The sequence below is a fragment of the Thermoanaerobaculia bacterium genome, from assembly GCA_035260525.1.
Lineage (GTDB): Bacteria > Acidobacteriota > Thermoanaerobaculia > UBA5066 > DATFVB01 > DATFVB01.
Genome location: DATFVB010000252.1, coordinates 1 through 15,403 on the forward strand (window position 1 = coordinate 1; position 15,403 = coordinate 15,403).

Genomic DNA, 15,403 nt, shown 5'->3' on the forward strand with positions numbered 1-15,403 from the left:
GTCGACGAAGATCGGACTCGCGTTCCATTCGAAGACCGTCCACGACATCTCGGGCTCGGCGCATTTCCGGGTGCCGGAGGACGCCGCGCCGCTGACCGGCAACGGCGCGGTCTTCCGGAACACGAACGCCGACGCCCCGCTACCGATGCCTGCCTCCGTGTCGCTCTCGGCGGACCAGGTCGTCTCGGCGAAGCTCGCGATCCTCGCGGACGCGACGTGGACGCAGTGGAGCGCGCTCCGGCGCATCACGATCGACTTCGACAACCCGAACCAGCCCCGCATCGCGCAGCCGTTCGACTGGCGCGACGTGTGGAGATGGAGCCTCGGCGCGCGGTATCGCGCGGGAGAGCGGCTCACGCTCCGGGCGGGCGCCGCCTACGAGCAGACCCCGGTCGTCGCTCACACGCGCGAGCCGCGGGTGCCCGAAGCGAACCATGAATGGGTATCGGCCGGCTTCACGTACCGGGCGTCGGAAAAGCTGGATGTCGACTTCTTCTACGTCCACCTCTTCACCGACGAGGCGAAGATCGACGTCTTCGATCCGACCGCCGGGAGCTACGTCGGCCACTCCGACTGGAACATCAACAACGTGGGGCTTTCGGCGACGTTGAAATTCTGAGCGCATGGAGCCGTGAGCGAAGCGAGCCTCCGAATGACCTCTCCCGTCGGGAAAGGATGGCGCGTACTCGCGGCAGGTGAGGGTCCGCGTCTGTGGGGGAGCCGTGTCGCCGTTACCGGACGCCCTCGACCTCGAAGAGCGTCGAGAGCACGCGGACGTAGCTGTACGCGTAGCCGCGGGCGTCGGGAGTCGGATAGACGCGCAGGATTCCCTGGACTCCCGCGGGGTCGGACGCCGTGACTTCCCGGACCGTCGTGCGCCGTCCCGTCGAGACGTCCACTTTCGAAAGAACGGTCCGGGGACCGTCGGCGCGCGAGATATAGACGGATCCTCCGTCGGGTGTCCAGCGCATGGGGATGTCGAGCACTTCGGTTCCTGGAATCGTCCTCGGCGGCCCGCCGTCGACCGGAAAGATCGCCGGCTTCGCGTCCACGCCGAGGGCGGCGATGCTCTTCCCGTCGGGAGAAACGGCGAACACCGTCGTGAAAGCGACCCCCTCCGGAGAGATCGCCCGCGGATTCATCGCATCGGCGCCGGTCACGAAGATCTTCGGGCCGCGCCCCGCTTCGACACCCAGGAAAGCGATCCGCTTCCCGTCCGGGAAGAACGCGGGAAAATAGCAGTTCATCCCCTTGCACGCGAGCTGCTGCGACTGGCCGGGGCCGGTCGGGAAGAGCTCGATCGCCGTGCCGTCGGCGTTGGTCGACGCGACCCATTTCCGGTCGGCCGAGAGGGAGCCTCCGCTCCCCGCGCCGAGACGGACCGCGGGAGTTCCGTCCGTCGCGCGCATGTATACCTGCCCCTGCTCGCCGCCGCCCTCGCCCGACTCGTCGAGCGTGATGAGGGAGCCGTCGGGGCTGATGTCGCGGACGAGCGAGTAGTCGAGGTTCGAAAGGTCCTTTTCCTTCGCGTCGCCCGGGACGAGCGCCGAAATTCCCCCGCGCCAGTCGTCCTGCGTGACGAGCATCCGGCCGTCCCTGGCGATGTCGCGGATGAGTATCCCGGCCGGGGCCGATAGGATGAAGCGCTCCTGACCGCCGGGAGCGACGCCGTAGATCTTCCAGGCCACCCCCGTCTTCGTCCCCGAGAAGAGGACTTCTTCGCCGTCGGGACGCCACGCGAGTCCTTCGAGTGAGAGCCATCCTCCCGACAGGTCGCGCTTCTTCCCTCCGCCGGAGTCGATGATCGAGACGGTTCCACCGTCGGAAGACGCGGGGTGGTCGAGGAACGCGATCGACTTCCCGTCGGGAGAGAACCGGATGTGCCCCACCCATCCGCCGGTCTCGTACAGCGTCTTTCCGATCGGGTACTCGAGCCGAGCTTTTCCGGCGACGTTGTGGACGACCGCGAGCTGCAAGCCGTCGGGCGACCACTCCGCCTCGGCGACGTTCTCGAGGAGCTCCCGCGGAGTCCCGCCGGAAACGGACACGCGCGCGAGCGTGCCGGACGGCTGAAAGGAGTTCTGGAGCTTCGCGTCGAGGCCGATCGCGAGCTCGTTGGAGGGAGAGATCGAGAAGAGAAGCGCGTCCGGAACGGCGAGAGCGCTCGATCCCGGACCCGTGGCCCGGGTCGAGAAGATCTTCGACTTCGCGCCGTTCCAGCCGGCGCTGTAGATGACGAGCTGTCCATCCGGGGCGAAGCGCGCGCCGCCGATCGTGCCCCGCTCGAACGTGAGCCGGTGAAAGACGGGAACGCGATGCGGCGCGGTCTTGCGGGCGACGATCGCGGCGGCGGCGCCGACGACGAGCGCGAGCACGGCGGCGGCCGCGAAGAACGCCGCGGGGACGCGCCGGGTCCGGGACGCGCCGGCCGCGCTTTCGCCCGATACCTGCGATGCCTCCGACAGATGGTCGCGCAGGCTCTTCAAGTCCCGCGCGAGGTCCTTCGTCGAGGCGAACCGGTCCTCGGGGTCCTTGGCGAGGCAGCGCTCGACGGCCCAGCGGAGAGGCGCCGGGGTCCGGGGATTCAACGTCCCCAGCGGTTCCGGATCGTCCTGGATGATCGCCGTGAGCGTCTGCGGGGCGCTGTCCCGCTGGAACGGGCGCTTGCCCGTCGCCATCTCGTAGAGGATCGTTCCGAGCGAGAACTGGTCGGATCGGAAATCGACGGCGCGCCCGGCCGCCTGCTCGGGCGACATGTAGCCGACCGTTCCCATGATCGTCCCGGGATCCGTTCCTCGCGGCGCCGCCGTCGGAAGGTCGGAGCCGCCTCCGTCGATCGGGGCGGAGAGCTTCGCGAGGCCGAAATCGAGGATCTTGACGAATCCGTCCTTGCCGATCATCACGTTCTCGGGCTTGAGGTCCCGGTGGACGATGCCGGCGCCGTGGGCGCGAGCGAGCCCTTCGGCGACCTGGACGCCGACGTCGAGCGTGCGGCTCGCGGGCAGGCGGCCGGATTCCAGCATCTCGCGGAGCGTCTTTCCCTCGACGAGCTCCATCGCGACGAAGAGGTGCTCGTCGGCGGAGCCGACGTCGTAAACGGACACGATGTTCGGATGGTTCAGGGCGGACGCGGCCCGCGCCTCCTGCTCGAAGCGCGCGCGCCGCTCGCGGTCCGCGGAGAACTCCGCGGGAAGGACCTTGACAGCGACCTCGCGGCCGAGCCGCGTGTCGCGCGCCTTATAGACTTCCCCCATCCCACCCGCGCCGATTGGGGAAATGACCTCATAGGGGCCGAGCCGGGTGCCGGACGCGAGCGTCATGCAGCGGCCGGAATAGTACGCCATCGTCGGACGCGCGCAGCCGGACCCGCCGTTCCGAAGCAATCGGCCGAGAGGCTCATCGCTTCACCGCCGGAGACGCGGATGCGTCGGGAAGAAGCCCGGAGAGGGCCGGCGCCGAAGACCGTTTCGCCGCGATGTAATGGTCGATCTGCTCGTCCAGGACGGGGAGCGGGACGGCGCCGTGGAGGAGCACCGCGTCGTGGAACTCGCGGACGTCGAACTTCGGGCCGAGCGCCGCCTCGGCCTTCTTGCGGAGCTTCTCGATCTTCAGCTCGCCGATCTTGTAGGAGACCGCCTGTCCGGGCCACCCGATGTAGCGGTCGATCTCGGTTTCGACCTCGTGGAGCGAGAGCGCCGTGTGCGAGGCGAGATAGTCGATCGCCTGCTGCCGCGTCCACCCCATCGCGTGGATCCCCGTGTCGACGACGAGGCGGCAGGCGCGCCACATCTCGTAGGTGAGCCGCCCGAAATTGCTGTACGGGTCGGTGTAGAAGCCCGCCTCGAGCCCGAGCTTCTCGCAGTAGAGCCCCCAGCCCTCGCCGAAGGCCGAGATGTAGGAATACCGCCGGAAGTTCGGCAGGTCCTTCAGCTCCTGCGAGAGGGCGATCTGGAGGTGGTGGCCCGGCACCGACTCGTGCAGCGCGAGCGCCTCCAGCGTATAGAGCGGACGGTGGTCGAGCTGGTAGGTGTTCACCCAGAAGTACCCGGGCTGCGTCGAGCCGACGGGCGCTTCGATGTAGCGCCCGCCCGTGAACTTCGGAGCGATCTCGGGCGGAACCGGGGCGACGCCGTACGGGAGCCGCGGCAGCGTCTTGAAGAGCGACGGGAGCTTGCCGTCCATGCGCTTGCAGATCCATGCGGCGTCCTTCAGGAGCTCTTCCGGAGTCTTTGCGTAGAAGCGCGGGTCCGTGCGCAGGAACTCGAGAAAGGCCTTGAAGTCCCCCTTGAACCCGGTTTGCCGGATGACGGCATCCATTTCCTTCTGGATGCGGTCGACTTCGGAGAGTCCGATCCGGTGGACCTCGTCGGCGGTCATCGGGAGCGTCGTGAAACGGCGGATCGCGAAGTCGTAGTAGGCGCGTCCGCCCGGCAGCGCCGACGCGGCGATCGTCGTCCGCGCGTGCGGGACGTATTCACGGTCGAGGAATTCGGCGAGCTTTCGGAACGCCAGCGCGGCGGAATCGAGGATCGCCTTCTTCCCCGCGGCGGCGAGGCGGGCCCGGTCCGCGGCGGGAACGGAATCCGGAAAACGCGCGAACGGCTTCCACCAGACGCTCTTTTCGGCGTCGGAGACGACGTGCGGAAGGATCGTTTGGTCGATTCCCGCGAGGACGACCTTCGGGATCGTCATGCCGCGGGCGAGCCCCTCGCGCATGTCCGCGATCTGCTCGTCGACGTAGCGGGGCATCGCGTTGAGGCGCGCGACGTAGTTCTCGTAGGCCTTGACCGAGTCGAACGGCATCGTCTCGGGAAGACGCGTGAGCTCGGTGTGGAACCCCCAGTCGGCGGTGATCGGGATCTCGTACTCGCGGTACTGGAACGACAGGAGACGGTTCGTCAGCTGATCGCCGAAGATCTCCGCGTTCGTCCGGTCGTCGACGGAGAGCGAAGCGGTCGGGATCGCCTTCAGCTCGCCGAGGAACTTTCGGGTCGCGAGCGCCCGCCGCTCCTCGTCCTTGGGCGCGACCTCCGGGAGCTTCGCGTCGAAATCGTGGACGCCGACCGACGTCGCGAAGAGGGGGTTGTCCGCGAGCCGCCACTTCCATTCGCGATCGAAGACGTCGTGCAGGCGAGCGGAGGGGTCTTTCGGTGCGGCCGGAGGTTTGACGGCCGCCGTCACGGCCATCAGGAGCGCCGCGGCGCCCACGCCTTTGGCGATCAGCGATCGAATCACTTCAAACCCTCCACGAGATACAGCGTCGACAGGATCCGCGTCGCGCTGTAGACGTACTCGTTGCCGTTCGGCGCGACGATGACCGGCGCGATCCCCGTGATGCCGCCGGGGTCGGGGGGAGAGATCTCCTTCCAGAGCGTGCGCTTGCCGGTCGCGAGATCGATCTTGAACACCCGCGAGGGGTTTTCGCCGCGGCGATAGACCCACACGCTTCCGCCGTCGGCGCTCCAGCCGGCGGGGTAGTCTCCCCGTTCCGTTCCGTTGATCGAACGGGGCGGTCCGCCGTCGATCGAATAGCTGGTGAGGACCCGGTCGCGAGTCAGGCCAAGAACCGATCGGCCATCCGGAGACGCGGGCGTGAAAGACACGGACGGAATGCCTTCGTCCGATATCGCTCGCGTCTTTCCCGTCGCGAGATCGAGGAGATACAGCCTCGGCCCGTGCCCCTTCTCGACGCCGAAGAAGCAGAGCGCCTTGTCGCCGGAGACGAATTGCGAACGGGAGCCGATCATGGGAAGCGGGAAGGTCTTCGACTTGCCGGCGCCGGTCGGATAGATCGAGATCGCCGAGCCGTCCGGCGCGATTCCCGCGACCATCGTTCCATCGGAAGAGATGCCACCCGACGCTCCCGGCCCGATGAGGACCGGCGGCGAGCCGTCCGTCTTCCGGACGTAGACGGTCCCCTTGTCGCCGCCGCCCTCTCCGCTTTCGTCGAAGCTCACGAGGGAACCGTCGCGCGAGATGCCGCCGGGTGACGCCCAGTCGAGGGCGGAGAGGTCGCGTTCGGGCCCTCCGTTGCCGCCCCCGAAGGACGAGCTCCGATAATCGTCCTCGGTGATGAGCGCCCGGCCGTCTTTGCGGAGATCGTAGATGGTGAACGTTGCCGGCACCCGATAGACTGTGCGCTGCCGCCCCGAAAGCGTGATCGCGATGAGATACCGCGTGTTTCCCGAGGTCGTCCCGGTCACCCAGATCTCCCCGCCGTCGGGCCGCCAGGCGAGGCCCATGACGCTCACGAAATCCTTCGCGATCGCGCGCGGCTTCTCCTTCCCGTCGGCGGCCGCCAGCATGACGTTGCCGCCGTCGCCGGAAGGAGGATGATCGAGGAACGCGATCTGCTTCCCGTCGGGAGAGAAACGCACGCTGCTGATCCAGCCGGCGCTCTCGTACAGGAGATGGTCTTCCGGATAGAAAAGCCCGAACCTTCCGCCGATGTCACGGCCGACGGCGAGCGACTGCCCGTCCGGCGCCCAGTCGGCGAATCCGACTTTCTCTTCGAGGTCGCGCGGCGCTCCTCCCGACAGCGGCGAGCGGGCGAGCGTGCCGGTCAGGAGGAGCGTCGTCTGGAACACCGGGGCCCGCCCGATCGCGAGCTCGCTCTGCGAAGACATGCCGAAGAGAAGCGCCGGCGGGAGCGGCAGCGCGCTCGAGAAGAGATTGTCCTGGCGTACCGAGTAGAGGCGCGGCCTGTCGCCGCTCCACGCCGCCGAGTACACGATCGTCCCGCCGTCGGGCGCGAACCGCGCGCCCCAGATCGTCCCGTGACCGAAGGTGAGGCGATGGAAGATCGGCGCGGCTTCGACGGGATGGGCCTTCAACGTCAGCCGATTCGAGAGGAGGGCCGCGGCGGCGGCGACCACGACGAACGCCGCGGCGATCGCTCCAACCGGCGTGCGCCTCGCCTTCGCCGCGGGAACGCCGGCGGAAACCGCCGTCGACGTGGCCTCCGAAAGATGGTCGCGCAGGCTCTTGAGCTCTCGCGCGAGGTCGGTCGTCGAGGCGTAGCGGGACTCCGGTTCCTTGGCGAGGCAGCGGTCGACGATCCAGCGCAGCGGCGGCGGGACTCTCGGATTGACGGATGCGATCGGCTCCGGGTCCTCCCCGATGATCGCGCTCATCGTCTGGGGGGCCGTGTCGCGCTGGAACGGCTTCTTTCCGGCGGCCATCTCGTACAGGATCGTCCCGACCGAGAACTGGTCGGACCGGTAATCGACCGGCCTGCCCGCGGCCTGCTCGGGCGACATGTAGCCGACGGTCCCCATGACGGTTCCGGCATCCGTCGCCAGCGGCGCGGCCGTCGGCATCTCGGAGACGTCGCCCCCCATCGTCCTCGTGATCTTCGCGAGGCCGAAGTCGAGGATCTTGACGATCCCGTCCTTCGTGAGCATCACGTTTTCGGGCTTCAGGTCCCGGTGGACGATTCCAGCGGAATGCGCCCGGGCGAGCCCTTCGGCGATCTGCGTGCCGACGTCGAGGCAGCGGCTGACCGGAAGGCGCGACGCTTCCAGGATCTCGCGGAGCGATCGCCCTTCGACGAGCTCCATCGCGACGTAGAGGTGGCCCTCCGCCGAGCCGACGTCGTGGACCGTGACGATGTTCGGATGGTTGAGCGCCGACGCGGCCCGCGCCTCCTGCTCGAACCGCGAGCGCCGCTGCGAATCCGTGGCGAAGTCGGGCGGGAGCACTTTGACGGCGACCTCGCGCCCGAGCCGCGCGTCGCGGGCGCGGTAGACCTCCCCCATGCCTCCGGCGCCCAGGGGAGACAGGATTTCGTAGGGACCGAGTTTCGTTCCGGCCGGGAGACTCATGGCGCGATCCTCTCGCTGCGTTTCATTTGACGTTTTCCACGGCAAAGAGGTCCGAAAGCGTCCGGAGATAAGAGTAGGCGTAGGAGCGCCCGTCCGGTGTGACGAGCGCGCGATTGATTGACGCGAGCCCGGCGGCCTCCGGCGCCTTGAAAGTGAATACGCGTTCCCTCCGTCCGGTCGCGAGATCGACTCGCAGGAGATCGCAGGGGAACTGGCCGCGCTGGAAGACGTACAGCCCGCGGCCATCGGCGGTGAAGCGGATCGGCCAGTCGCCCGGCTCGCTCCCGGGGACCTCCCGCCCGGCGCCGCTTCCGCTCGACGGGAAGAGATAGACGCGGTCGTCGGCGGTCTTCGTCGCGATCCACGCGCCGTCGGGGGAGACCGGCGTGAGGCTCGAACCGACTCCCTCCGGGCTGACGGCCTGCGGCTTGCCCCCGGCGAGGTCCTGCACGTAGAGCCGAAAGCCCCGGTTTCCCTCCTGGGCGGCGACGACGATCCTGTTCCCCTTCGGAAAGAAGCTGCCGATGCCGCCGTACCTGAGCGACGGTGTCGTGAGCGTCCGCGGCTGACCGGCGCGCGCCGGGAGGAGCATGAGCTGCGTGTTGTCGAAGCTGCTCGAGAGGACCCACTGGCCGTCCGGAGAGAGCGCCACGGCGGAGCCGGCTCCGAGCCGCACGACCGATGCCGTCTCGGTGTTCCGAAGGAAGACGCTGAACGTCGGACCGCCTCCCTCCCCGCTCTCGTCGAAGAGCAGGGTCTTGCCGTCCGCCGAGAGGTCCCGAACGAGCGTCCAGTCGAGGTAGGAGAGCTCGTGGTCCTCCTTCCCGCCTGGCGGCAGCGCCCGGACGACCATCCGTTCGTCGTCCTCTGACATCAGGAGCCTGCCGTCCGCCGCGATGTCGTCGAGCGTGAGCGTGCGCGGAGTCGGAAGGACCAGACGCTCCTTTCCGGAGAGCGAAACGGCATAGACGGCCCTCGCCGCGTTCTCCCGCGTCGCCGAGAACCAGACCTCCGACCCGTCGCGGGACCAGGCGAGTCCCTCCGCCGTCGTCCAGCCCTTCGAGAGGACCGTCCGTCGGCCGCCGGCGTCGACGACCGTGACCGCGCCCCCGTCGTCGTTCCGGATCGGATGATCTAGGAAAGCGACGCGGTCGCCCCGCGGCGACACGCGGAGATGGCTGATCCAGCCGCTCGTCGAGTAGAGGACCTTGCCGATCGGATACTCGAGCAGGGACTTGCCGCCGACCAGGTGGCTCACGGCGATCGTCGACCCATCCGGGGACCAGTCCGCCGCGTCCACGTCCTCGAGAACCTCGCGCGGCGTTCCGCCGGAGAGCGGAACGCGGGCGAGCGTCGTCTTCCAGACGAAGCCGCTGTAGAACGCCGGCCGGAGGCCGATCGCCATCTCGCCGGTGGAGGAGACGGAGAAGAGAATCGCGTCCGGCGCGGGGAGGGGGATCGATTCGGAGTTGTCCGGGCGGACCGTGAAGATGTGGATCGGATCGCCTTCCCACGCCGCCGAGTAGACGACCGACGCGCCTCCAGGCGCGAACCGCGCGGCCCTGATCGTTCCGCGGCGGTACGTGAGCCGGTGAAAGACCGGAGCGCTCGATTTCCGAAGCCGATATCCGGCGAGACCCGCGCCGGCCGCGAGGAAGACGGCCAGCGCGGCGGCGCCCGCGAGATACCCCCGGGACGCGCGCGGCCTCCGGCGGGGTTCCGCGGGGCCGGCGGCGTCCGACGACGACGCTTCGGAAAGATGATCGCGGATGCTCTTCAAGTCGCGCGCGAGATCGCGCGTCGACGCGTAGCGGTCGTCCGGCTCCTTGGCGAGGCACCGGTCGACGATCCAGCGCAGGGGGGGCGGCGTCCTGGGGCTGAGCGTTCCAATCGGCTCGGGGTCGTCCTCGATGATCGCGGTCAGGGTCTGCGGCGCCGAATCGCGCAGAAAAGGGCTCTTGCCGGTCGCCATCTCATACAGGATCGTTCCGAAAGAGAACTGGTCGGACCGAAAGTCCACCGATCGCCCGAGCGCCTGTTCGGGGGACATGTAGCCGGCCGTGCCCATGATCGTCCCGGCGTCGGTGCGCGGCGCCGCCGTCGGAAGGTCCGACACGTTTCCGTCCGTCGCGGTCGTCAGCTTCGCGAGCCCGAAGTCGAGGATCTTGACGAATCCGTCCTTCGAGATCATGACGTTCTCGGGCTTCAAATCGCGGTGCACGATCCCGGCCGCGTGGGCCCGGGCGAGACCGTCGGCGATCTGCGCGCCGATCTCGAGGGTCCGGCTCGGGGGAATTCGACCGCTCTCGATCATGTCGCGGAGCGTCCGACCTTCCACGAGCTCCATGGCGACCCAGACGTGCGCGTCGGACGTCCCGATGTCGTAGACGCCGATGATGTTCGGGTGGTTCAACGCCGACGCGGCGCGCGCCTCCTGCTCGAATCGCGATCGTCGCTGCGCGTCGGTCGAAAACTCCGCCGGGAGAACCTTGATCGCGACGTCGCGTCCAAGCCGCGCGTCCCGCGCCCGGTAGACCTCTCCCATGCCCCCGGCTCCGAGCGGTGAAACGATTTCGTAGGGACCGAGTTTCGTTCCGGCGTTCAGTGCCATCGCAGACCTCGCGTTTCGCCGAATTCATGGAAGGTTCCGGACAGGACGATCCACTTCGAGGTTTCGCGAGGCGCGAGCGAGACGGGATGGGGGTCGCCCGCGACGTCCCGGTGAGGCGACCGCGAGGCGGTCGTCCCGCGAAGCTTGTCCCCGCGAAAGCGGGGAGCGGGGACCCAGCCTGCTCGTGAACCTGCTGGATTCCCGCTTCCGCGGGAATGACAGAGAAAAAGGCGGCGCGGGCGGCACCCGCCCGTATCGCTCGATGGATCGCGAAACTCGCTCATGAGATTCCCTCGACGAGGAACAGGTCCGAAAGTATCCGGTGATAGCTGTACGCGTAGGAGGCCGCGTCCGGCGTCACGTGGACGGAGATGATCTCGACCACGCCCGCCGAATCGGGAGGCATCAGCTCCTTGATCGGCTGCTTGCGGCCCGTCGCGAGCTCGAGGAGAAAAACCGGGCTGGGAAGCGTGCCCCGCCGGAAAACGTAGAGATCCTGTCCGACGGGCGTCCAGCAGATCGGGCGATCGTCGGGCGAGAGCCCCGGGATCGCTTTCGGCTCGCCGCCCTCCAGCGGATAGAGGTAGAACGCGTGGTCGACTCCCTGCGCGACGACCCACTTTCCATCGGGGGAGATCGGGCCGAGACCCTCGCCCATTCCTTCCGGAGTGATCGCCGTCGGAGGACCTCCGTCCAGGTCCTGCACGTAGAGCCGGCCGCCGCGGCCCGGCTCGTTTCCGGTCACGAGGATCCGGCCCGGAGTCGGCGTCCAGATCGCCTCGTGGGGGGTGATTCCGTGGGAGTCGATCTCCCGCAGTTTTCCGGTGCGAACCGGAAGGAGGACGATCCGGCGCGACGGTGTCAGCGTGACCGAGAGGACCCACTTTCCGTCGGGCGAGATCTGCTTGGCGAGGCCGTCTCCGAGGCGCACGGCGGGGGAGCCGTCCGCCTTGCGGAGATAGACCGCGCCGTTGGCGCCTCCGCCCTCGCCCGTCTCGTCGAAGAGGAGCATCTTTCCGTCCGCCGACAGGTCGCGCATCCGCGACCAGTCGAGGAGCGAGAGATCCTTCTCGTGGCTTTGCCCCGGCGGCTGGCCGATGATCCCGACCTTTCCGTTGTCGCTCGTGATGAGGATGCGCCCGTCTCCCGAAACGTCCTGGATCGTGAGCTCCGAGAGGGCGCGAAGGAGAAGGCGCTCCTGCCCGGAAAGGCTCACGGCCCAGATCGCGCGCGCGACGCCGGCCCGCGTGGCGGTGAACCAGACTTCCCGCCCGTGCCTGGGCCACGCGAGACCGTACGCGGTGATCCATCCCGCCGAGAGGACCGACGTCTGGCCGCTCCGATCCACGATCACGACGGAGCCGCCGTCGTCGCCCGGGACGGGATGGTCGAGGAACGCGACGCGCTCGCCGTCGGGCGAGACGCGCGCATGGCTGATCCACCCGGCCGTCTCGTAGAGAACCGTGTTGATCGGGTACTCGAGGCGGTGCTTGCCGGATACCGTCCGAACGATCGCGAGCTCGCCGTCCGGGCCCCAGTCGGCCCCCTGGACGTCGTCCTCGATCTCGCGCGGAGCGCCGCCGAGGATCGAGACCTGGGCGAGCGTGCCCGTCCACATGAAGCGGCCCGCCCAGTGCCGGTCGAGCGAGATCGCCATCATCCCGGTCGAGGAGATCGAGAGAATCTCGGCGTCGGGGAGCATCAGCGCGCTCGACTCGGGGCTTTCGCGGCGCGTCGAGAAGAGGCGGAAAGGGCTCCCTTCCCAGGCCGCTCCGTAGATGACCGTCTGGGCGTCGGGCGCGAAGCGCGCCGAGAGCACCGTCCCCCGGCGAAAGGAGAGCCGCTGGAAGTTCCGGACCGCTTCGGCGTCGCGCGGCGCGGCGATCGCGGGGGTCTCTCCCGAGCTCGTGGCTTCCGGCAGGCGCTGCCGCAGCCGGGCGAGATCCCGGGCGAGGTCCTTCGTCGACGCGTACCGCTCTTCGGGATCTTTTTCCAGACAGCGTTCGATGATCCAGCGCAGGGGAGCGGGCGCCCTGGGGTTCGCTTGCTCGATCGCGGCGGGCTCCTCCCGGATGATCGCCGTCAGCGTCTCGGCGGCGGTGTTGCGCTGGAACGCGCGGCGGCCGGTCGCGACCTCGTAGAGGATCGCGCCGAACGAAAACTGGTCGGAGCGGAAATCGACGGCGAGTCCGGAGGCCTGCTCCGGCGACATGTACCCGACCGTTCCCATGACCATACCCTCGCGGGTGGCGGTGGGCGCTGAGGTCGGGAGATCCGAGCCGTCTCCCGCTTTCGCCTCGACGAGCTTGGCGAGCCCGAAGTCGAGGATCTTGACGTAACCGTCCTTCGAGATCATGACGTTCTCGGGTTTCAGGTCCCGGTGAACGATTCCGGCGGCATGGGCTTTGGCGAGCCCGTCGGCGATCTGAACGGCGATGTCGAGGATCTTCTTCGGGGGGAGAGCGCCGGCCGCGCCCTCGCGAAGCGTTGTGCCGTCGACGAGCTCCATGGCGATGTACGTCGTCCCCTTCTCTTCTCCGATGTCGTGGATCGTGACGATGTTCGGATGGTTGAGAGCCGAAGCGGCGCGCGCCTCCCGCTCGAACCGCAGCGTGCGTTCCGCGCTGTCGGTCGTGCCCGCCGCGAGGACCTTGACGGCGACCTCGCGCCCGAGCCGCGTGTCGCGCGCGCGGTAGACCTCTCCCATGCCGCCGGCGCCGAGGGGGGAGAGGATCTCGTAGGGACCGAGCTTCGTCCCGGCGGCCAGACTCATCGAAGGGCTCCCGACGGCCGAAATGCCGCCGTGCAGACTTCAAGTTTGGCGAGGCGCGAGCCCGGCGGGATGCGGGACGGCCGCGAGATCCCGGTGAGGCGACGGCAAGGCGGTCGTCCCCGCGAAAGCGGGAACCCAGCCTGACGAGAAAGATGTGGATTCCCGCTTTCGCGGGAATGACAGAGCCAAAACGTACGTCGCAGGGTCTCGCGGACGCTACGCGCCCGCCCGGCTCGATGCATCGCCAAATCCCTCTACTTCAGCCCTTCGATCAGCAGAAGGTCGGACAATATGCGGTGATAGCTGTACGCGTACGACGCGGCGTCGGGTGTGAGCCGCACGGAGACGATCTCGACGACGCCGGCGGGATCGGGAGCCATCAGCTCGAGCACCCGCTCCTTCCGGCCCGTCGCGAGATCGAGCCGCATGATCTGGGCCGGCAGCTCGCCGCGGCGGAACACGTAGAGCGAGTTCCCCATCGGGGTCCACCGGATCGGCCGGTCGTCGGCCGTCAGGATCGGGATCGGCTGGGGGGGTTCGTCGCCTTCGATCGCGTACATCGAGAATACCTGGTCGGGACCCTGCACGACGACGTACTTTCCGTCGGAGGACACCGGCAGGAAGCCGGGAGCGCATCCCTCGGGGGTGATCGGCCGCGGCGGCTTCTCGTCGAGCTCGTGCACGAAGAGCCGAAGCCCGCCGTCGACTTCGTTGGCGAGGAGGATGAGCTTCTTCCCGTCGGGCGTCCAGCGGGCGGCGTGCACCGCGAGTCCCGGATGGGCGATCGTCCGGGAGGTGCCCGCCTTCACCGGAAGGATGCTCGCGTTTCCTCGGAGCGAGAGCGACGCCACCCATTTTCCGTCCGGAGAGAACGCCTCGGCCCGTCCGTCGCCCAGGCGGATCGCCGGGGAGCCGTCGGTCCGTCGGATGAAGACGCCGCCGTTGGCGCCGCTTCCCTCGCCCGATTCGTCGAAGAGGACGGTTTTCCCGTCGGGAGAAAGGTCGCAGACGCGCGACCAGTCGAGCAGCGACAGATCGCGCTCCTTGTCGTGGCCGGGCGGGAGCCCGACGATGCCGACCTTGCCGTTGTCGCTCGTGACGAGGACGCCGCCGTCCTTCGACACGTCCTGGATCGTGAGCTCGCCGGGAGTGCGCAGCAGGAGCCGCTCCTCTCCCGAAAGCGTCACCGCCCAGATCGCGCGCGCGACGCCGGTCCGGGTCGCGGTGAACCAGACCTCCCGGCCGTGGTGCGCCCACGCGAGGCCGTACGCCGTGATCCAGTCCGAGGAGAGGACCCGGACCTTGCCTTCGGCGTCCACGATCCGAACGGATCCCGCGTCGTTGCCCTGCGCCGGGTGATCGAGGAACGCGACCGCGCGCCCGTCGGGCGAGACGCGCGGGTGGCTGATCCAGCCGGCCGTCTGGTAGAGGACCTTTCCGATCGGGTATTCGATCTGGTGCCTCCCGGAGACGTTTCGCACGGCGGCGAGGGTCGTCCCGTCGGGTCCCCAGTCGGCCCATTGCACGTCCTCGAGGATCTCGCGCGGCGCTCCGCCGAGCATCGAGACCTGCGCGAGCGTCCCGCTCCAGATGAACCGTCCCGCCCAGTGCCGGTCGAGCGACACCGCCATGAGGCCGCTCCCGGAGATCGCGAGGATCTCGCAGTCGGGGAGCATCAGCGCGGAGGACTCGGGACTCTCCGGCCGCGTCGAGAAGAGCCGCGTCGGGTTGCCGTCCCACGAGGCGCCGTAGATCACCGTCCGCCCGTCGGGGGCGAAGCGCGCGGAAAGGATCGTCCCGCGCTGGAACGAGAGCCGCTGGAAGGCGGGCGCGGTCGCCGACGCCGCCTCGAGGTCGGGCGCGCGCATCTCGCCCGACGACGTGGCTTCCGGGAGGTGCTCGCGCAGGATCGCGAGGTCGCGCGCGAGATCGCGGGTCGACGCGTAGCGCTGTTCGGGGTCCTTGTTCAGGCAGCGTTCGATGATCCACCGGAGCGGCGGCGGAAGCTTCGGGCTGGCGGGGCCGAGCGGCTCGGGCTCGTCGCGGATGATCGCCACGAGAATCTCGGCAGCGGTGTCCCGCCGGAACGCCTTCTTCCCGGCCGCCATCTCGTAGAGGATCGTCCCAAGGGAGAACTGGTCGGAGTGGAAGTCGACCGATTTCCCGCTCGCCTGCTCCGGCGACATGTAGCCGACC

General features: G+C 68.6%; 7 protein-coding genes. 1 reads left to right on the top strand and 6 read right to left on the bottom strand.

The genetic code is table 11. The annotated features are described in order from the left end of the window. On the top strand, positions 1-619 hold a 619-nt coding region (locus VKH46_12430; GenBank protein HKB71644.1), incomplete at its 5' end, for an outer membrane protein transport protein. A gap of 112 nt (positions 620-731) precedes the next feature. Here the strand turns inward: VKH46_12430 and VKH46_12435 are convergent. The 6 genes from VKH46_12435 to VKH46_12460 all read right to left on the bottom strand — a co-directional run. Then, positions 732-3,320, bottom strand: a complete 2,589-nt coding sequence (locus VKH46_12435; GenBank protein HKB71645.1) for a protein kinase — start codon at positions 3,318-3,320, stop codon at positions 732-734. Positions 3,321-3,396: 76 nt separating this feature from the next. Further along, positions 3,397-5,235, bottom strand: a complete 1,839-nt coding sequence (locus tag VKH46_12440; GenBank protein HKB71646.1) for a DUF885 domain-containing protein — start codon at positions 5,233-5,235, stop codon at positions 3,397-3,399. Beyond that, a complete protein-coding gene (locus VKH46_12445) occupies positions 5,232-7,823 on the bottom strand; it encodes a protein kinase (GenBank protein ID HKB71647.1) in 2,592 nt (863 codons plus the stop codon). The genes VKH46_12440 and VKH46_12445 overlap by 4 nt, the downstream gene beginning before the upstream one ends. 22 nt (positions 7,824-7,845) lie before the next feature. Next, positions 7,846-10,434, bottom strand: coding sequence for a protein kinase (locus tag VKH46_12450; GenBank protein ID HKB71648.1), 2,589 nt, complete (start codon positions 10,432-10,434; stop codon positions 7,846-7,848). 280 nt (positions 10,435-10,714) lie between these two features. Then, a complete protein-coding gene (locus VKH46_12455) occupies positions 10,715-13,207 on the bottom strand; it encodes a protein kinase (protein HKB71649.1) in 2,493 nt (830 codons plus the stop codon). A gap of 254 nt (positions 13,208-13,461) precedes the next feature. Continuing rightward, on the bottom strand, positions 13,462-15,403 hold a 1,942-nt coding region (locus VKH46_12460), incomplete at its 5' end, for a protein kinase family protein (protein HKB71650.1).